The following is a 17,778-nucleotide window of genomic DNA, read 5'->3' on the forward strand; positions in this document are numbered from 1 at the left end:
TAATAATCGTGTAAGCAATAAGCAATAAGTAATGCCAGTCCGTTGATCTGACTGGCATTATTTTTACTCAAATTTTCTTAGGATTGAAAATCTACGTTATGCTCCCTTTCATAGGCTAGAGGGAAAAGACGGAGTTATACCTAAGTGGCCACTGATGTCACTTACAGCGTTTGAAGCATCAAGGAGAGAGTGATCCCAATGACAGAGAAAGAAATTGTCTTAAATTTTTGGAAAGCTATGGAAAGTAATCACTTTTATGCAGCAGCGGAGTGCCTTACGCCAGATTGCGAGGTGATTTGGCCGCTTACGAAAGAAGTGATACGCGGCAGAAAGAACTTTGCTGAATTGAACTCTGCTTACCCCTCAAATGGGAAGTGGTACTTTAAGGTCGAGCGTATTGTTAGTGAGGGGGAACAAGTGGTCACCGATGTGGTTGTGAGTGATGGTGTTCGTTCGGATCGTGCGATTACATTCCATACAGTTCGAAATGGACTGATTTGTAAACAAGTTGAGTACTGGCCAGAAGAGTATCAAGCGGCAGATTGGCGTACAAAATGGGTAGAACGTGCTGAATAATATTAACCTAAATTTGTTACGCTCTTTGCATGTGTTGCTTGAAGAGTGTCACGTGAGTAAAACGGCCGAGCGACTACACATAACACAATCCGCAGTAAGTCGTCAGTTAGCTCAGTTACGTGAATTATGTGGTGATCCTTTATTGGTTCGTCACGGAAACCAATTGATTCCGACGCCAAGAGCTTTGCTTTTAAAACAAAAGCTGGATGCACTGCTTTCTGAATTTGATCATCTATTGGATGATAAGCCGTTTGAACCCTCTGATTGGCAAGGAGAGTTAGTCTTCGCATCGAGTGACTATGTCGCTCAATACGTATTGCCCGATATTGCCTCTCATTTGGGCGATCTTACTCCTCAATTAGATATGGCTTATCGACTGTGGCAACCCGATTTTTTAGATAAATTGCATGAGACAGGCATTCATATTGCGTCTTCCATGTATCCAGAAAAACCACAAGGCGTATCTAGCGTCCATATTGGGTCTGATTCTTCAGTGTGTCTTATGAAAGCCTCCCATCCTTTAGCGGCTAAATGCACGATAAGCCTTGAGGAACTTACGGCTTACTCACACATTAAGGTGACTGGTGGTGGGGACAAAGACTCCAGTACGGATTTAGCGTTAAAAGAACGTGGTTACACGCGTCATATTACTTTCAAGGTGCCTTTTTTTTCGGCCGCGGTTCAACGCTTGGTATCGAGTGAGCATTTGATGGTGGTGCCTGAACATATTGCGGTTAACCTCGCGAAACATTGGGATTTAGTTCATAAAGCATTGCCTATAGAGACACCCGTACATCAATATTGGTTAATGTGGCATCCCAAATATGATAACGATCCTGCGCATAAATGGGTACGAGAAGAGATTCGTGCCGTTATGCAAATTTCTGAATATTCGATTCACTAAGCTATGTTCATTAAGCTACGTCCATTAAGCTACGTCCATTAAGCTATGTTCACTAAAGCATGTTCGTTCAACCATGTGCACTAAAGATATGATTTTAAATCATGGCTATTATGAATAACTTTGATTTCTATTTATACCGTCTTTGTTGTTAGATTAGCGCAAAGAGGGAGAGATTATTATGACACTGACCGTTTGGTTATCACTTTTTACAGTTTGTCTATTAGGCGCAATGTCACCAGGGCCCAGTTTAGCGATTGTCGCCAAGCATTCACTTGCTGGTGGGCGTATTAATGGTTTAGCCACGGCTTGGGCGCACGCTTTTGGTATTGGTATATATGCGTTCATTACTTTGGTTGGCTTGGCGGTTGTGCTTCAACAAAGTCCACTGCTTTTCAAAGGCATTAGCCTAGCAGGTGCGGCTTATTTGGCTTACTTGGGGTTCAATGCGTTACGTTCAAAAGGTGGTGTAGCCGCTAAGTTGGCATCGGGTGAAGAAACAACAGTGCTCCAATCTGCGCGCGAGGGATTTTTGATTTCTATTCTAAGTCCGAAAATCGCACAGTTTTTTATTGCACTATTTAGCCAATTTGTCGCGCTTGGCAATGATTTAAGCAATCAGATGATCATTGTCGCCACACCTTTTGTTGTTGATGGCTTATGGTATACATTTATAACGTTGATACTCTCTAATTCACGAGTTGTTGAACGCATTCGCTCTAAAGCCGTATTGATTGACCGACTTTCGGGAATTGTGCTTATGTTGCTAGCCGTTCGCGTTGTCGTGACGATTTAGTGATTCTCAAAGAGAATACCAATTCAAATAACTGTATTACTCAAAAGGCGACCGCATTGGTCGCCTTTTGAGTATGAGTGATAACTTGTGGTATGACTGATAGCTTACTGCGCTTGATAAAAAAACACCCTATCTGGAATGATAAGATAGGGCGTTAGCAAGGATTTGTGCTCAGGAACATAGGGAGTGGTTTACGATCAGCGACGCACTTCTTCAAACTCGCCTTCAATCGCATCGGCTTTACCGGTATTGAATTCATATTCTTGATGCGCCTCTTTTTGCATCTGTTTCATGCGTTTTTCAATACGTTTGCCAGTAATCAGTGCTGCGATGGTCAATGGAATCGCCATGATTAGGCTAAATACCAAGGTAAAAAAGCCAGTAACCAATGCTAATGCTGTAACAATAATTCGATTCATATCTATATGACCTCTCTTTCAATCTACGTGCTTAGATTAGCGTCTCGAACATGAACGAAACATGAATGTATCGTTCAATTTAGTTGGTTAATGTCTGAGCAATGTCAAACCCCAGTTAAAAAGAAAAGAGCAAATGAAAAAACGCCTGAGTGAATCAGGCGTATAAGCGGGGGAAATTATATTAGTACTGCGCGAAGCGCTTATTATCTAAATGATGCTGTTGTGCTCGTTACCCGTGGTGTTAACGTTGTGGAGCAAAGTTACCTACTGTTTTGGGAAAGTTTGGTAACGAACACCCATCATTTGTTCCATACAGTGTACAACTTGGCAGCTGTAACCGAATTCGTTGTCGTACCAGATGTATAGTACGCAGCGCTTGTCTTGAGCGATAGTCGCTTGTCCATCAACGACACCCGCATGACGTGAACCAACCAAGTCACTTGATACGATTTCAGTGGAATCTGTGTAATCAATTTGTGCAGACAATTCTGAATTCAGAGCCATGTCACGTAGGTATTCGTTGAGTGAATCACGATCCACATCCTCACCTAGGTTTAGGTTTGCAACTGCCATTGATACATTTGGTGTAGGTACGCGTATCGCATTGCCAGTCAGTTTACCGGCTAGTTCTGGTAGTGCCTTTGCTACCGCTTTTGCCGCACCCGTTGAGGTCAGAACCATGTTCAATGATGCGCTTCGACCACGACGATCACCAGAGTGGAAGTTATCGATTAGATTTTGATCGTTCGTGTACGAGTGAACCGTTTCGATATGCCCAGAAAGCACGCCGTATTTGTCATTCAATGCTTTTAGCACTGGCGTGATTGCGTTTGTGGTGCAACTTGCCGCAGAAATGATGGTGTCACTGTCTTGAATGACGGATTCATTAACGCCAAACACGACGTTCTTGATATCACCTTTACCTGGGGCAGTCAGAAGTACTTTCTCTACGCCATTACATGCTACGTGTTGACCTAAGCCCTCGGCATCACGCCAAACTCCCGTGTTATCGACAACCAGTGCGTTATTAATGCCGTACATTGTGTAATCAACGTCACTTGGGCTATTAGCATAGATGATCTGAATGTAGTTACCATTAATGATCAGTGCTTTACGCTCTTCATCAATGATGATGCTGCCGTTGAACTGCCCATGAACGGAGTCGCGTCGTAGCAAGCTAGCACGTTTTTCCAAATCGCCTTTTTTGCCACCACGAACGACGATTGCTCGCAGGCGTAGTGGATAACCAGGCCCACTTTTTTCAATTAACAAGCGCGTAAGTAGGCGACCAATACGCCCAAACCCGTAAAGAACGACATCACGTGCGGCAATGGAAGAGTCAGCATCACGAGCACCGTGCAGAGCGGTGTGTAAGAAATCATTTATCGCAGAAGCATCATCGTGATCTTTCCAGTACATACCCGCAAGTTGACCAACATCAACACGGCAAGAAGAGATACTCATCTCGCAAAGCGCTTCGACAAACGGCATGGTTTGCTCAAGAGAAAGAGGGCTTCCTGTGTAACGTCTTGCGATACGGTGAGTTTTGAGAATGTCGATGGTGGTTGCGTTAATAAGTGTTTTACCAAATAGGACGACTTCGATTCCTTTTTGACGGTATAGCTTACCAATAAGAGGGGAGATAGATTCAGCAATTGTTTGGCTTGTTTGCCAGTCTTGGAGATATTTCTCTGGACTCATTGTTGTATTGGACCTTTCACGTTTGGGGGGCTGACCTTAATTTCGACCGATACCGTAACGTATAATTTCACCACAGCAGTAGAGTACGAAATAAGGATTGTAATTGGTTTGTAATAATTATGTGTGCGGATTGTACGGGTGGGACGCTTATTCTGCTAGGAAAAATAAATACAGCACTATCTGATGCTTTTATCGTGATTGAGTTCGATTTACGTGATTAGCGTAACACCTTTATCCTATTGACTTTAAAAATTCTAATGACTTAATTTTTGATGATAATGTTTGAGTTCAATTAATTAGGTGCAAATATGAGATGTCGAATTTGTATATTTTAATTCTAATCACAAAATGAGAGAGGTTGACGCAGAATTGCCCGCTACAATGTCAATCATCTTACGTCTAAGCCCATTGAGGGCGGAATGGGCTTAATTTAAAAATGATTCAAATACAAAATTTTGTAACATGTCACAGTTTAAAACATGGTGAGGTTTGCTTTGCATCTGCGCGTAGGTGTTCAATTGGTTATCTTGACTGAGAAAAGATGAATTATGAGCGACTCGAACTATGATTGGTTGAGTTCATAAGCAAAGCTTGTTTTAATTTCGCTACAAAACCAAATTATCTGTGGCTTACAGAGTGAGAATAAAAGGGATGTAAGATGTTCAAACTTGCCGTGATTGGAACAAACTGGATTTCCCAACAATTTGTTGAGGCCGCGATTCAAACCAAAGAATTCACTCTTCAGGCGGTCTATTCCCGAGAGTTAGAAAAAGCACGCACATTCGGCGAACCCTATAAAGCAAAATCCTATTACGATAATCTTGAAGCGCTAGGAAAAGATGCGGACATTGATGCTGTTTATATCGCGAGTCCTAACTCATTTCATGCTCCTCAAGCAATCCAGATGCTAAATGCAGGAAAACATGTCATTTGCGAAAAGCCCATGGCGTCCAATTACTCATTGGCAAAAGCGATGTTTAAGTGTGCAGAAGAAAACAACGTCGTACTTTTTGAGGCGTTTATGTCACCTTACACGTTGAATTTCCAAGTATTGCGAGACAGCTTGCCAAGCATTGCACCTTTACGCCATGCGACCATCAGTTATTGTCAGTATTCGTCACGATATCAAAAATACCTAAATGGTGAGAACCCAAATACGTTTAACCCTGAGTTTTCAAATGGGTCAATCATGGATATTGGTTACTACTGCGTGGGTGCCGCGATTGAACTTTTTGGGGAACCAAATAGCGTTCAAGCAAGTGCTCATGTTTTACCATCGGGCGTAGATGGTTGTGGCAGCGTTACGTTAGCATACGATGGCTTTAACGTGAATTTACTCCACTCAAAGGTCAGTGATTCTTTTATTCCGAGCGAGTTTCAAGGTGAGCAGGGTAGTGTGTTGGTGGATATGATTGCCACAGGACGTGGCGTTGAACGTGTTCTGCGAGGTAGAGAAAAAGAAGTACTCACGTTACCTCAAACAGACAACCACATGTTTTATGAAGCGCGAGCATTTGCGCATCAGCTAAAACTAGGCTCGATTGATGAACAAACAAAGCAGCGATCTTTGACAGTAGCGAAAGTACTGTCTGAAATTCGAATGCAAACCGGCGTTTTTTTTCCTGCAGACAATGGTTTTTCCTGCGGATAAATGTTTCCCAGCAGATATAACAGTGCTTGCTTAGCGCCACAATGCCGTAGTGGAGCAATCAACCTTAGTCGTTAATGAATGCCATTCAGCCCTCGGACGCTGGGCTGAATGGGAAGTGGGGTTGAATGGTTTAACGTTTTATATACGTCTTAACACTGATTTAGGTGTAACCGTCGTTCTATGATTTACTGTGATTGACACAAGGCTAGCTTATTAATCGTTTTACGATACGTCAGGTAAGCGGCAATCCCCGCGAATATATTACCGATACAGGCTCCCATAAGCAGACCTTGAATGCCACCTAGCTGCGCACCGACCCACAAGCAAGGTAGAAAGAACAAGAACAGACGTAACGCAGAAATGGTCAATGCGGTATAGGATTTGCCCAGAGCATTGCAAATAGACACCATCAACATACACACGCCGAGAGAACCTAAACTGATTGGGACAATCATTAAGTGCATGTCGAGTACGTGTTTGACTTGATCGTCACTGGTCATCAACAAAGAGAGCGGGTCTGCCGCAACAAAAGTAACAACTGCAATAAGAAACTGGAATCCAAGAATGAATTTTACTGCAATGGTGACGAGCGCTTGAATGTCGGTATAGTTTTTTGCGCCTAATAGACGGCCAACCATTGGCGGCATCGACATGGTTAGTGCCAGCACGGAAACAATTGCAAAAAACTCATAGCGTGAACCGAGTGCCCAAGCTGCAACAGCTGCGGTACCAAAGCTGGCCAAAAGCTTAGTGGCTAGCATCGACGATAAAGGTGGCAATAATTGGCTTATCATTGCTGGCCCCATAATGTTTCCAATTGAAGCGATGCTCTTCATAATGTTTAAATCGTGCCATTGGAATGTTGCCCAATGATTCCGTTGTACACGAGGTGCAACGACTAAAATACCAAACCCAAATGCGAGAATGGTTGCAATTGCAGCGCCATTGATACCGAGGTCAAAGGTAAAAATAAACAGTGGATCGAGGATCAAGTTCACTACACTGGTTACCATCATCATGGTCCCTGGCAACATCGTGTTTCCGTTCGCGCGGCAAATACTGTAATAGAAGTATAGTACGGCCCCAACCCATGAACTGACTAACCACCAAGGCCAATAAGTGTCGATGATTGGCATCACGGTTTCTGGTGCACTCAGTAGCGAGAGTATTGGGTAGCGAAGTAACCAGATAATTACCCCAAATATCGCAACACCAATAGAACCGATCATAAGAACCAAACCACCAAGCTGTTTAGCATAGCGAGAATCGTTGGCCCCTAGCGCTTTCGAAATAACCGCTGTTGTTGCGATGCCTAAGCCTACTTGGATACCAATGATCACCATCTGAAGAGGGAGGGTAAAGCCTTGCGCGGCTAGTGGTAAAATACCAAGTTGTCCAATAAAGGCACTGTCGACAAGCTGAAAACTCATTAAAGACAACACCCCAAATAGCATGGGCCATGTCATCGTAAACAGTTGTTTTGCAAGAGAGGGCTGTGCAGGTGATGAAACAGAAGACATAGTGTCCTAGGGTATTGTATGAGTAGATAGTATTCGTATTGTACATGCCGTATGGCGAAGAAACAAAAAGAAACCCCGAGCAAGTTATCCTTGCTCGGGGTTGAATACTTAAACTATTCGGGCTTATTTTTTGCCGCTAGTTTGCTTGTCTTCTTCAGTCAATTCGCGGATACGGCGGCTGATGTCACGACGTGCTTTAGAGATTTCTGCACTCTTGATGATGTGATCATCAACGCGGTCTTCGTAGTCAGCTTTCATATTCTTGATGATTGCTAGAATTTCATCGTGAGTCATTTCTGGCTTGATGTAGTCTAGTAGGTTTTCTAGTAGGTCTACACGTTTGCGGTTGTCACGAACTTTTTTCTCGTTATCAAGTAGCTCACGTTTTAGTTTGTTTTTACGGCGAGCTTGGTTAACGATTTCAAATACGCTACTCATGGTTCCCTTTCCTAATTTGTGAAATATCTGACTCGATTAAAGCACAACATGTCCTTGCATAACAGTCTTTAGATCAAACCAAATGTCGAGTTGAGCATTTATCCATCAATTCTATTTGGCTGAAAATGTTCGTTACTTAAAAGCGTGTGTAATCTGAGATTCAAGCACCGTGACTCATTGTCATGGGCGTTTCTTCGCTATATTATCGGTCTCATTCAATACAGAAAAAATGAAGCTCGAAATGAACGCTGAGATTATTGCGGAGCAAATCGAAAGCCAAGAAAACGAGAATAGCAGAGACTCTTTGGCTGATAGACTCAAGGCAGCATACGTTGCAGCGAGAACGCAACTTGAAATCATCGAAGTTGAACTGAACCGTTCAAAGATCATGATGATAGATGAGAACGGAAAGATGACCAAAGTGTCCATTCTGTCAGAGCACTAAGACTTACCCCGATTCGCAAAGGGTGTCAGGTCGATGCGCTATGCTTTAGCCTGATACCCAAATTCAAATGCAAAAATAATAAGGAAATGCATTATGAAAGTTGAGCTAACGGCAATTGAAGCGCGCGTTATTGGTTGCTTAATTGAAAAAGAAGTGACAACCCCCGACCAATATCCTCTAAGCCTTAACGCACTGACGAATGCGTGTAATCAAAAAAGTAACCGAGAACCGGTTATGTCACTGCCTGAAGCTGATGTCTTTGATGCTATCGATGCTTTGATCGAGCGTCGACTTGTCAGTGATGAAAGCAGTTTTAATAGCCGTGTAAGCAAATATCAACACCGTTTCTGCAATACGGAATTTGGTGACTTACAACTGACTGAGCAAGAGAAAGGCATCATTTGCTGTATGTTACTTCGTGGTGCGCAAACACCAGGTGAAATCCGTACACGTACCAATCGTCTAGCGACATTCAGTGACGTAAAAGAAGTCGAAAATGTCCTTGAGCATTTAGCAAGCGATGAAAGAGGTCCGCTAGTGGTTAAGTTGCCACGTGAGGCCGGCAAGCGTGAATCTCGTTACATGCACCTATTTTGTGGCGAAGTGGACATGAGCGAACTTGCTGCTGCGGTAACGGCACCGTCTTCTGCAAGCGCTGAGCGTATTACACAGCTTGAACAAGAAGTTGCACAATTAAAAGAAGAATTAGAAGCGCTAAAAGAGCAGGTTGAATCGCTACTTTCATGAGTGAACTCGTCGAACACCGTTGGAGTGTGTATTTGATTCGTAATAACCGCAATGCATTGTATTGCGGTGTTACCACTGATGTAGAGCGTCGCTTCAAACAACATCAATGTGGCAAAGGTGCAAAAGCACTGAAAGGAAAGGGACCTCTGACATTAGAATGGTTCTCGCCTTTTGAAAACAAAAGCACTGCGATGAAAGTCGAATATTTCATTAAACAGCAATCTAAAAATAACAAAGAAGCACTGATATCATTAGAAGCAAAGATAGTTGTCGATGATGAGCTGAAAATCAGAGTTGTGGACTGTTAAAAATTACGGCTTCTTGTTTTAAATAAACCGCTTTAAATGGCGGTTTAATTTTGTTTGCCTTTCGTTAAACAAATGAGGTTTGGATATATCATTTTTTAACGCGCTAACAGATAATATTGAATGTGCCAACTAGGCTTATATACATAATAATGGCACATGAAATGAGTGAATCGAGTACAGGGATGACTCGGCTAGGTAGTAGAAGAGAGCGAGATTCGCTCAATATAAAGAGAAAAGAGCAACAAATGAGAAAATCATTACTACTTTCCCTGATATCGGTTGCTGGTTTTTTGCCAGTTGCACACGCCAATCAAGTACTGAATGGCTACTGGGCTTATCAAGATTATTTAGAGCAGTTTCCGGAACAAAAACAGTTAACCGAACAGTTGTCTAAAGCCGTTAGAGATCGCCCAACACCGCTATCGGTTTCACAAAAGCGTCCTCTTCGAATTTCAGTCGTTTATCCAGGTCAACAGCTATCGGATTATTGGGTAAGAAATATTGATGCTTTTGAGCAACGTCTCGACAAGCTTAATATTAATTATCAAATCAATCAGGTATTTACGCGTCCAAACGCAGACGTTAAGCAACAAAGTTTATCGCTAATGGAAGCGCTCCAAAATAAAACGGATTACTTGATTTTTACACTTGATACAACAAGACATCGCAAGTTTATTGAGCATGTTCTCGATTCATCGAAGACAAAACTTATTTTACAAAATATCACGACACCGGTGAGAGGCTGGGATGAGCACCAACCCTTTTTGTATGTAGGTTTTGACCATGCGGAGGGAAGTCGAAAGCTCGCTGAGGAATTTGGTAAGCGTTTTCCTAAGCACAGCAATTACAGTGTGCTCTATTTTTCTGAGGGGTACATCAGTGATATTCGCGGTGACACGTTCATAGAGCAAGTCACTCGCAACAATCAGTTTGAGTTACAGTCAGCCTATTATACCAAAGCGACGAAAGCTTCGGGATATGATGCCACTAAAGCGAGTTTATCGAAGTACCCAGATGTGGAGTTCATCTACGCTTGTTCAACCGATGTGGCTTTGGGGGCGGTGGACGCGCTGAAAGAGCTAGGTCGTGATGACGTGATGATTAATGGCTGGGGAGGCGGTTCTGCAGAGCTAAAGGCGATTGAAAATGGTGAGTTGGACATTACTGTGATGCGAATGAATGACGACACCGGTATTGCAATGGCAGAAGCAATAAAGTGGGACCTTGAGGGCAAGTCGGTTCCGACCGTTTACTCGGGTGATTTTGAAATTGTGACTCAATCAGACTCGGCAGAGCGCATCAATGCTTTGAAGAAACGAGCATTTCGATACTCAGATAACTGATGACGGCTAACCTAAATTCAAAAAAGCGTCGTTCACTCGCGACGCTTATTACCAAGATCATCATTCTTGTTCTTGCCCCGATTATTCTGGGAATATTTGTTCAAAGTTACTATTTTTCTAAACAAATCATTGGGCAGGAAGTCGCACGCAACAAGCAACAGACCTCTGCGTTAATTCATAGCATCTTTGATAGTCATTTTGCTGCAGTTCAAATTCATCACGACAGTAACTCAAAAAGTGAAATGGTTCGTCAGTTTTATGCGGATAGAAATGAAGAAGTTCTCAATTATTACTATTTGAGCGTGGATCAGAGTGATCCATCACATTCGCCAGAATTTCGCTTTTTAACCAATCATCAGGGGATCATTTGGGATGATGGGAATGCGCAGTTCTATGGTATCAACGACCTTGCACTGGACAACCTTGCGAGTAAGATCGCCTTTAGCAACAATTGGTACTACATCAATGTGATGACATCGCTAGGCTCTCGGCATATGTTGGTTCGCCGAGTACCGGTATTAGCAACGTTGAACGGTGAAGTACTCGGGTTCTCATACAATGCCGTAGTGTTGGATAATAACTTTGCTCTCATGGAGAAGCTTAAACGTGAGGGCAATGTCGACAATGTTGTGCTTGTTGCCAATGAGATCCCACTTGCAAGCTCATTGACTGGAAGTGAAAGTTATACATTAGGCGATGTCGTTAAAGATAAAGGTAAGCAACGAACGCTCGAAAATCTGCTGATCATTGATACGCCAATCAAAGTAAATTCGGTTGAGACAGATTTGTGTTTGCTTTCGGTTCAAGATAATCAAAGTGTTGTGACGTTGCAGATCCAGCACATACTGGCAATGTTTGCCTCGATCATCGGTATGATCATGATCGCATTACTTACGAAAGAATGGATAGAGAGTAAAGTTTCTGAACAGCTTGAGTCGCTAATGTCATACACGCGGTCTGCCAGAGAAGAAAAAGGATTCGAACGTTTTAATGGTTCAGATATTGAGGAATTTGATGATATTGGTTCGACGCTCGAAAATACATTTGAAGAGCTAGAAGCTCAGAAAAAATCATTTCGAGATCTGTTTAAATTTGCGTTATCCCCAATTATGGTTTGGTCTGCTGACGGTGTACTTATTCAGATCAATCCTGCGGCGGAAAAAGAGCTATCGATTGATGAGCATCAGCGAGTAATTCTTCCAGTCTTCACTGAGTTTAAGGAGAAGTTAGCTCCCCATCTTAGAATGGCGGCTCAAGGAGCGACGTTAACTGGGGTTAACGTGCCGATTGGCGATAAAGTTTATCGTTGGAATTTGTCCCCAATTCGCGTGGAAGGAGACATCAGCGGGATTATCGTCCAAGGGTTAGATATTACGACACTGATTGAAGCAGAAAAACAGAGTAATTTAGCGCGCCGAGAAGCTGAAAAGTCAGCACAATCTCGGGCAGACTTTTTAGCTAAAATGAGTCATGAAATCCGTACTCCAATCAACGGTATACTTGGTGCTGCACAGTTGATGCGAGATTCACTGGAAACGCCAGAACAGAAAAGCCAAATTGATGTTTTAAGTCACAGTGGTGAACACCTCCTTGCGGTACTGAATGATATTTTAGATTTCTCAAAAATTGAGCAAGGGAAATTCAATATTCAAAAGCACACTTTTGCTTTTGTAGACACGGTACGAACCATAGAAAATATCTATCGCCCGATTTGTGTTAACAAGGGGGTCAAGCTTGTGATTGAGAACCAACTTGATCCAAGCGTCGAGATTTTTACTGATCAAATTCGGTTGAATCAGATTTTGTTTAACCTGGTGAGCAACGCTGTTAAATTCACACCATCAGGACAAATACGCTTAACGGCCAAGTTAGAACAGTATTACGCCAAAGAGAGTGGTGCCTTAATCGTTGAAGTGGAAGATACCGGAATCGGGATCGAGGCGAGTAAGCTTGAGCAAATGTTTGAGCCTTTTGTGCAGGAAGAAGCCTCGACAACACGAGAGTATGGTGGCAGTGGTTTGGGATTAACCATAGTGAAAAACTTGGTTGATATGCTTGATGGGGATGTTCAGGTTCGCAGTCGCAAAGGATACGGCACAACATTTATCGTGACGTTACCTGTCAAGGAGCGAGAAAGAGTATTTGATGCACAGGACGCTGATCATAGAATGCCTGCGGGTCAGTTATTTGATGAATCTCTGAAAGTGTTGTTAGTTGAAGATAACCATACTAACGCCTTTATTTTAAAAGCCTTTTGCCACAAATATAAGATGAACGTTGATTGGGCAAAAGATGGCTTAGAAGCGATCGAAAACTTACAAGAATACAGCTACGATCTGATTCTGATGGATAATCAGTTGCCTCATTTAGGCGGTATTGAGACAACCAAGGAAATCAGGCTCAATTTACGTTTAGGTACCCCTATTTATGCATGTACCGCCGATACCGCAAAAGAAACCGGAGATGCATTTATGGCCGCTGGTGCAAACTATGTGTTATTAAAGCCGATTAAAGAAAAAGCTTTGCACGAAGCCTTTGTTGACTTTAAGCAGCGATTTTTTATGGAAAAAGCTTAGTCTCATGAAAAAAGATTAGTTTCATGAAAAGAGTTCAGTCTCATGAAAACAACATAACAATGCTTGTATACCTGCTTGTATTTAGTCAACGATCTTTGTTTAGTAAGCGGCTTGTGTTCAGTTAGCTAGGTTTAGTTAACTACTTGTGTTTAGGTGGGCAATATTGTTGGTTAATAGGTTCTCTATTAAAGATATTACTGGCGGTAATGCCTCCAAAAGTAATGAAAGTGAGGGCTATCCATGTTGAAGTGTCGGGAGCCTCATTAAAAATGGGAGTCGCAAGTAATGTGGCAACCATTGGCGTGAGAGAGCCAAATGCGGCGCTAGCTTCCGCCCCAATTGTTCGAACTGCATAAAGAAAAGTATACGAAGCGATTAATCCTGCTCCAACCCCTTGGAGTAGTATATGTCCGAATAATGTTTTCCACGGCCATTCACTCAAAGGGGTTTGAACGAGGTGACTGTCTAGCAAGCCAATACTGATGCTAATAATGAGTAAACCTAAGGAAATCAGTGCGACGAATCCAGCTGCTACATGGGCGCTAAGATTCGCCACCCGTGCACTGATGGTAAATACCGCCCACATTAAACTGCCTAACAACAGCAAAGAGTGCCCATAGAGTTGCTTCCAATGATATTGAGAACCAAGATTCGATAGTAAAAAAACGATGATGCCAATCAATAACATAGTTAGCCCAAACTGCCTCATTGTACTTAAGGGCTGCTGATAGCAAACAATGGCAATGCATGAGACAAACAACGGTAAGGTCCCTGGGATCAGCGCACTACCGTGTGAGACTGGCGCGTATAGCATCGCCGTGCTCGCAATTAAGAGGTAGGGAAGGCCGCTCCCCACGACCATGCCGAACAAGTAACGTGATGGAATGACCGCGATATTGGTCTTATGCTTGATGACGAAAGGCAGCATGACGAGAGCTGGCAATAAGAAACGTGTCAGTGCAATATCAGCGGGCTGTAAGGCTGACATTGCCCCCTCTTTGAGTGAAAGAAAAAAACCTGACCACAGTAGTACGGTAGTGATGATTGCAGCGTATCCCATTGCCATTTTCCTTATCACGTTTTCAGTGTAAACGATATGTTAATTATGACGTGAATGCGTCGCTTATCGGTGGCAAAATAGCTCTCAATATCTAAGCCTTTTAGTGAATTCTAGCGTGAGACTGTAAAATATTGATGAAATTTGGCAGGAGGCCGAATGGATAAGATAGATAAGATGCTGCTTAATTTAATTCAAAACAATGCAACATTAACCACCTCAGAGTTAGCTGATATCGTTGGACTATCAGCCTCTCCTTGCGCTCGACGTATCAAACGTTTGGAGCAAAGTGGCGTCATTTCTGGTTATCAAGCCGTGCTTTCACGGGGTAAGATTGGGATATCAATGACAGTATTTGTTGAAGTCAGTTTGAATAATCACCAAGCATCATCCATTGATGATTTTGAGTCAGAAATCACTCAAATTGAAGAGATCATATCGTGTCATGTCGTATCCGGTGCATACGATTATTTACTTGAAGTGGTGACGAACGATCTGCAAGGCTATGAAGCGTTTATGCGAAAAATTCAGCGGCTTAACAATGTCAAAGACATCCACTCACATCTTGCAATAAGGCAAGTAAAAGGAAATGGTAGTTTACCTATTTACTGATCAGCTTATCTATTTATTAATCAGCACATCCGCTTGTTGAGTCCGGAAAGTTATCGGATCGAGGGATACTCTGAGCACGGCTTCACTGCGGTAATGCCGAAATCTATAGAGATATAGAAATATAGAAGAAAAACAATAAAAAACGGAGCCAGTTTCCTGCCTCCGTTTAAAGAATTTGTTTAAGCCTTATTGGTATTTGTATTTTGAAATTTCACAGTTACCTGTGCTTCTATCAACCTTAAATGAGAAAGCGGCTGAATGGTATTCCCGTCCATCATTCCAAATAGTTTCTCCAAAGATTTTACACAACTCCAAATCACTGATAGAACCGAACTGTTTAACGTGCCTAACTACTGACAAGAACTTGGCTTTAGTAGCATTAGGACATTCCCTGTTACTTAATCGATTGATAACCATATGAGTATCATCATCTCCGGCCAAATATGACTTTTTATTAAATTTTGTTAATGAGTAAAGTATCCAAATTCTGGTCGAAAGTAAAGCATTATTGTGACGTACATCTCTTAAATGATGTTTATTTGAACATTTTGACATCGGGTAAAATCGCAGATGTAGCAATTGTTAACAGATTCAGTGAGGTGCGTTTTTTGCTTCTAGGAGAGCACTGGCTTCTGAGTGATATAATTCGGCTAGCTTGCGCACTTGACTGGCAAGTTGCCTATAGTCATTCCCGAGTTGCTTCGAATGGAGATAATAGTGTCCAGAATTCGTCGCATTTTCAGCTGAGCCAGATGCTTCGCAAGTGTCACTAAGGTGTTGCCATTGCCTTGCTAAACGTTGTGATTGAATAGACAGGCTTTGTAAATGATCGGAACGCTCTATGAGTTCATCACCAAACTTAACCGCGGCGTCTATTTGCCCAAGTAGTATTTCTCGATTTGATGGTGTTTGCCAAAATAGGTTTAGCTCTGATAATGAAAAGTGATGAGATATCAGTTTACGTTGTTGGTGCTGCTTGAGTAGAAGATTGTACGAGTCAACATGTATATTGTAGATGGACTCTAACTGATTGAATTGGGTAAGATTGTGATGCCACGACATGTGGTTGCATTCGATCGCAGAGTTGACCGAACTTGAGAGCAACGTTATTACCAATATCCATTTGGGTTTAATCATAGGTTCGAAAACTCCCTTACTTCTCATGAGTATAGTTACATAAGGATCAAAAGAACATGAAGAAAGCACTCGTTGCATTAGGAATATTGCTCCTGTTTGGAGGCATCGGCGCTGGCTACTATTTCTTTGTGATGCAGCAAGATCAATCAGAAGACACGAGTGAGACAGCAGCATCAACGCCGGTGCTTGACTTAAAAGAAAGTGAGCAGGTGCCAACCTTAGCTGATCCCGTGTTACAAGAGCCAAGTGAATACTATGTGATAGAGCGTCGGATTGACGTTTACAATCACCCCAAAGAGACCGCATTGGTTGTCGATACCCTTTACAAAGGTGAAAAGGTTGCCGTCCTAGAACAAAACGATGGTTGGTTTCGTCTATCTGATTACATTGTGTATGAAGAGGGTGGAGAAGAGACCGCTGAATGGGTCAATTCAAAAGGTCTGTCTGATGCACAACCGGTAATCAAAGAGCAAGAACGTCTGGATACATTAGACGGCTACTTACAAAAATCAGACGACTTGAAAGTACATTTGGACATGTTCCGAAATAAGACGCAGCTGTTATTAGACGATGAAACATGCAGGCCGAGTGATTTTGATGAGCTAGGAGGGTGGGTTCGTTCGGTGACATACAGGCCTCGTAACGTATATTTCATCTACTGTGGCGGTCTTGAGCAAGAGAACAAAATCTATTTGGATGCCGATAAAGGTGAGATATTCTATCGCTAACTCATTTTTTGCTTTTTTACGGAGTGATCAGCACCAACTGAGTCACCGCGTACTGATAATCACGTGCGTAGCAACAAGAACGGTTAACCAAGCATCGAGAGATTACTCGGGTATTGCAACACTGAAATAGTATTTGATAATTTTTAGTTGTGAACAATAACCATTAGGAATACTATCAGCAGGCTGAGCGTAAGTACTCGGCTTGTTTTGTTTTAAGTGAGCTTATATGCCTTGGATTTACGTTAGAAAACTGTTTTTGCTGCTTCTTGCAATGGCGTTGTCGCCAATGCAGGCAACGGCTGCGCAAACAGAACAAAAATCCTATTTGTCTCACTTTTCTAAGCTGCAGCCTTTTACTGTCAGTCACGTTGCAGCGAACGCGTTGGTTGACTTCACTGAGTTTAGTGAAGAAAGCACACAGGCTCCGATTTCGGAAAGTCACGCGTTTCAAGATTCACTCGCTATTTTTAATTCTCAACGTTGGGTTACCCATTTACGAGAGAACGTCGATGATGAACATATAGAGTTCATTGGCGACTTAACCACCCCTTTCTATGCTGATGCGGGCTATGCCTATAGCTTAATGGACATCAGTTGGCGTCAAAACCAATCCGTTTTTAACCATTTTACAAGTGAGCACCGACTGTCTGGCTGGAAAGAAACCAATGCCATGTACGTTGCGCTCAACAGTCAATACTCTGCGTAAACACCATCAATCTGCACGTCTAGTGCTTTCTTAACACGACGATTTTCTACAGAGCAAATAAAGATCTCTGTGCATTCAATGCCTGCTTATTCTGCAGGTGGGTACTTTGTCGTGTCT

Annotated in this window: 19 protein-coding genes; 12 read left to right on the plus strand and 7 right to left on the minus strand. The window is 42.5% G+C overall.

Going from position 1 to position 17,778, the window contains the following annotated elements:
• The first annotated feature begins 198 nt into the window (after positions 1-198).
• The 3 genes from KHN78_RS14895 (at position 199) to KHN78_RS14905 (ending at position 2,273) form a co-directional block, all read left to right on the plus strand.
• Positions 199-576 (plus strand): nuclear transport factor 2 family protein, encoded by a 378-nt coding sequence (locus KHN78_RS14895; RefSeq protein WP_211916777.1) that lies wholly within the window; start codon positions 199-201, stop codon positions 574-576.
• Positions 566-1,480 (plus strand): LysR family transcriptional regulator, encoded by a 915-nt coding sequence (locus KHN78_RS14900; RefSeq protein WP_211916779.1) that lies wholly within the window; start codon positions 566-568, stop codon positions 1,478-1,480. Before KHN78_RS14895 ends, KHN78_RS14900 begins: the two co-directional genes overlap by 11 nt.
• 178 nt (positions 1,481-1,658) lie before the next feature.
• Positions 1,659-2,273, plus strand: a complete 615-nt coding sequence (locus KHN78_RS14905) for a LysE family translocator (protein WP_211916781.1) — start codon at positions 1,659-1,661, stop codon at positions 2,271-2,273.
• Between the two features lie 197 nt (positions 2,274-2,470).
• Here the strand turns inward: KHN78_RS14905 and KHN78_RS14910 are convergent, their stop codons facing one another.
• Both KHN78_RS14910 and KHN78_RS14915 read right to left on the minus strand, forming a co-directional pair.
• Entirely contained in the window at positions 2,471-2,692 is a 222-nt protein-coding gene (locus KHN78_RS14910; protein ID WP_211916783.1) for a hypothetical protein, read from the minus strand.
• Between the two features lie 264 nt (positions 2,693-2,956).
• Complete coding sequence (locus KHN78_RS14915) at positions 2,957-4,393, minus strand: glyceraldehyde-3-phosphate dehydrogenase (protein ID WP_211916785.1); 1,437 nt, start codon at positions 4,391-4,393, stop codon at positions 2,957-2,959.
• A gap of 658 nt (positions 4,394-5,051) precedes the next feature.
• Between KHN78_RS14915 and KHN78_RS14920 the strand changes: the two genes are divergently transcribed.
• A complete protein-coding gene (locus KHN78_RS14920; protein WP_211916787.1) occupies positions 5,052-6,044 on the plus strand; it encodes a Gfo/Idh/MocA family protein in 993 nt (330 codons plus the stop codon).
• Positions 6,045-6,229: 185 nt separating this feature from the next.
• Here KHN78_RS14920 and KHN78_RS14925 read toward each other — a convergent pair whose 3' ends face one another.
• Both KHN78_RS14925 and KHN78_RS14930 read right to left on the minus strand, forming a co-directional pair.
• A complete protein-coding gene (locus KHN78_RS14925; RefSeq protein WP_211916789.1) occupies positions 6,230-7,564 on the minus strand; it encodes an MATE family efflux transporter in 1,335 nt (444 codons plus the stop codon).
• A 123-nt stretch (positions 7,565-7,687) separates the two neighbouring features.
• Positions 7,688-8,002, minus strand: coding sequence for a DUF496 family protein (locus KHN78_RS14930; protein WP_005442423.1), 315 nt, complete (start codon positions 8,000-8,002; stop codon positions 7,688-7,690).
• 241 nt (positions 8,003-8,243) lie between these two features.
• Between KHN78_RS14930 and KHN78_RS14935 the strand changes: the two genes are divergently transcribed.
• The 5 genes from KHN78_RS14935 (at position 8,244) to luxQ (ending at position 13,421) form a co-directional block, all read left to right on the plus strand.
• Positions 8,244-8,447, plus strand: a complete 204-nt coding sequence (locus tag KHN78_RS14935) for a hypothetical protein (RefSeq protein WP_223917805.1) — start codon at positions 8,244-8,246, stop codon at positions 8,445-8,447.
• Positions 8,448-8,540: 93 nt separating this feature from the next.
• On the plus strand, positions 8,541-9,194 hold the full coding sequence (locus tag KHN78_RS14940) for a YceH family protein (protein WP_211916791.1): 654 nt from the start codon (positions 8,541-8,543) through the stop codon (positions 9,192-9,194).
• Positions 9,191-9,502, plus strand: a complete 312-nt coding sequence (locus KHN78_RS14945) for a GIY-YIG nuclease family protein (RefSeq protein WP_211916793.1) — start codon at positions 9,191-9,193, stop codon at positions 9,500-9,502. The genes KHN78_RS14940 and KHN78_RS14945 overlap by 4 nt, the downstream gene beginning before the upstream one ends.
• Before the next feature lie 245 nt (positions 9,503-9,747).
• Entirely contained in the window at positions 9,748-10,845 is a 1,098-nt protein-coding gene (locus KHN78_RS14950) for an autoinducer 2-binding periplasmic protein LuxP (RefSeq protein WP_211916796.1), read from the plus strand.
• A complete protein-coding gene (gene luxQ / locus KHN78_RS14955; protein WP_211916798.1) occupies positions 10,845-13,421 on the plus strand; it encodes a quorum-sensing autoinducer 2 sensor kinase/phosphatase LuxQ in 2,577 nt (858 codons plus the stop codon). Before KHN78_RS14950 ends, luxQ begins: the two co-directional genes overlap by 1 nt.
• 139 nt (positions 13,422-13,560) lie before the next feature.
• Here luxQ and KHN78_RS14960 read toward each other — a convergent pair whose 3' ends face one another.
• A complete protein-coding gene (locus tag KHN78_RS14960) occupies positions 13,561-14,487 on the minus strand; it encodes a DMT family transporter (RefSeq protein WP_211916800.1) in 927 nt (308 codons plus the stop codon).
• A 150-nt stretch (positions 14,488-14,637) separates the two neighbouring features.
• On the opposite strand from KHN78_RS14960, the gene KHN78_RS14965 reads away from it, so the two are divergent.
• Positions 14,638-15,090 carry an Lrp/AsnC family transcriptional regulator gene (locus KHN78_RS14965; RefSeq protein WP_211916802.1) on the plus strand — a complete coding sequence of 151 codons (453 nt, stop codon included), beginning with the start codon at positions 14,638-14,640 and terminating at the stop codon, positions 15,088-15,090.
• Positions 15,091-15,276: 186 nt separating this feature from the next.
• Here the strand turns inward: KHN78_RS14965 and KHN78_RS21995 are convergent, their stop codons facing one another.
• Both KHN78_RS21995 and KHN78_RS14970 read right to left on the minus strand, forming a co-directional pair.
• Positions 15,277-15,507 carry a hypothetical protein gene (locus tag KHN78_RS21995; protein ID WP_128813520.1) on the minus strand — a complete coding sequence of 77 codons (231 nt, stop codon included), beginning with the start codon at positions 15,505-15,507 and terminating at the stop codon, positions 15,277-15,279.
• A gap of 174 nt (positions 15,508-15,681) precedes the next feature.
• A complete protein-coding gene (locus KHN78_RS14970) occupies positions 15,682-16,152 on the minus strand; it encodes an ATPase (RefSeq protein ID WP_223917806.1) in 471 nt (156 codons plus the stop codon).
• Positions 16,153-16,283: 131 nt separating this feature from the next.
• Between KHN78_RS14970 and KHN78_RS14975 the strand changes: the two genes are divergently transcribed.
• Entirely contained in the window at positions 16,284-16,955 is a 672-nt protein-coding gene (locus KHN78_RS14975) for an SH3 domain-containing protein (protein ID WP_211916806.1), read from the plus strand.
• 226 nt (positions 16,956-17,181) lie between these two features.
• Positions 17,182-17,661: a hypothetical protein gene (locus KHN78_RS14980; RefSeq protein ID WP_211916808.1), complete on the plus strand. Its 480-nt coding sequence runs from the start codon at positions 17,182-17,184 to the stop codon at positions 17,659-17,661.
• Positions 17,662-17,778 lie beyond the last annotated feature (117 nt).

The organism is Vibrio sp. B1REV9 (assembly GCF_905175395.2).
Taxonomy (GTDB): Bacteria; Pseudomonadota; Gammaproteobacteria; order Enterobacterales; family Vibrionaceae; genus Vibrio; species Vibrio alfacsensis.

Bases quoted from the DNA above. Each gene is read 5' to 3' on its own strand.
- KHN78_RS14895 (WP_211916777.1), top strand. From the start codon at position 199: ATGACAGAGAAAGAAATTGTCTTAAATTTTTGGAAAGCTATGGAAAGT.
- KHN78_RS14905 (WP_211916781.1), top strand. From the start codon at position 1,659: ATGACACTGACCGTTTGGTTATCACTTTTTACAGTTTGTCTATTAGGC.
- KHN78_RS14910 (WP_211916783.1), bottom strand. From the start codon at position 2,692: ATGAATCGAATTATTGTTACAGCATTAGCATTGGTTACTGGCTTTTTT.
- KHN78_RS14915 (WP_211916785.1), bottom strand. From the start codon at position 4,393: ATGAGTCCAGAGAAATATCTCCAAGACTGGCAAACAAGCCAAACAATT.
- KHN78_RS14920 (WP_211916787.1), top strand. From the start codon at position 5,052: ATGTTCAAACTTGCCGTGATTGGAACAAACTGGATTTCCCAACAATTT.
- KHN78_RS14925 (WP_211916789.1), bottom strand. From the start codon at position 7,564: ATGTCTTCTGTTTCATCACCTGCACAGCCCTCTCTTGCAAAACAACTG.
- KHN78_RS14930 (WP_005442423.1), bottom strand. From the start codon at position 8,002: ATGAGTAGCGTATTTGAAATCGTTAACCAAGCTCGCCGTAAAAACAAA.
- KHN78_RS14935 (WP_223917805.1), top strand. From the start codon at position 8,244: ATGAACGCTGAGATTATTGCGGAGCAAATCGAAAGCCAAGAAAACGAG.
- KHN78_RS14940 (WP_211916791.1), top strand. From the start codon at position 8,541: ATGAAAGTTGAGCTAACGGCAATTGAAGCGCGCGTTATTGGTTGCTTA.
- KHN78_RS14945 (WP_211916793.1), top strand. From the start codon at position 9,191: ATGAGTGAACTCGTCGAACACCGTTGGAGTGTGTATTTGATTCGTAAT.
- KHN78_RS14950 (WP_211916796.1), top strand. From the start codon at position 9,748: ATGAGAAAATCATTACTACTTTCCCTGATATCGGTTGCTGGTTTTTTG.
- luxQ (WP_211916798.1), top strand. From the start codon at position 10,845: ATGACGGCTAACCTAAATTCAAAAAAGCGTCGTTCACTCGCGACGCTT.
- KHN78_RS14960 (WP_211916800.1), bottom strand. From the start codon at position 14,487: ATGGCAATGGGATACGCTGCAATCATCACTACCGTACTACTGTGGTCA.
- KHN78_RS14965 (WP_211916802.1), top strand. From the start codon at position 14,638: ATGGATAAGATAGATAAGATGCTGCTTAATTTAATTCAAAACAATGCA.
- KHN78_RS21995 (WP_128813520.1), bottom strand. From the start codon at position 15,507: ATGGTTATCAATCGATTAAGTAACAGGGAATGTCCTAATGCTACTAAA.
- KHN78_RS14970 (WP_223917806.1), bottom strand. From the start codon at position 16,152: ATGTCGTGGCATCACAATCTTACCCAATTCAATCAGTTAGAGTCCATC.
- KHN78_RS14975 (WP_211916806.1), top strand. From the start codon at position 16,284: ATGAAGAAAGCACTCGTTGCATTAGGAATATTGCTCCTGTTTGGAGGC.
- KHN78_RS14980 (WP_211916808.1), top strand. From the start codon at position 17,182: ATGCCTTGGATTTACGTTAGAAAACTGTTTTTGCTGCTTCTTGCAATG.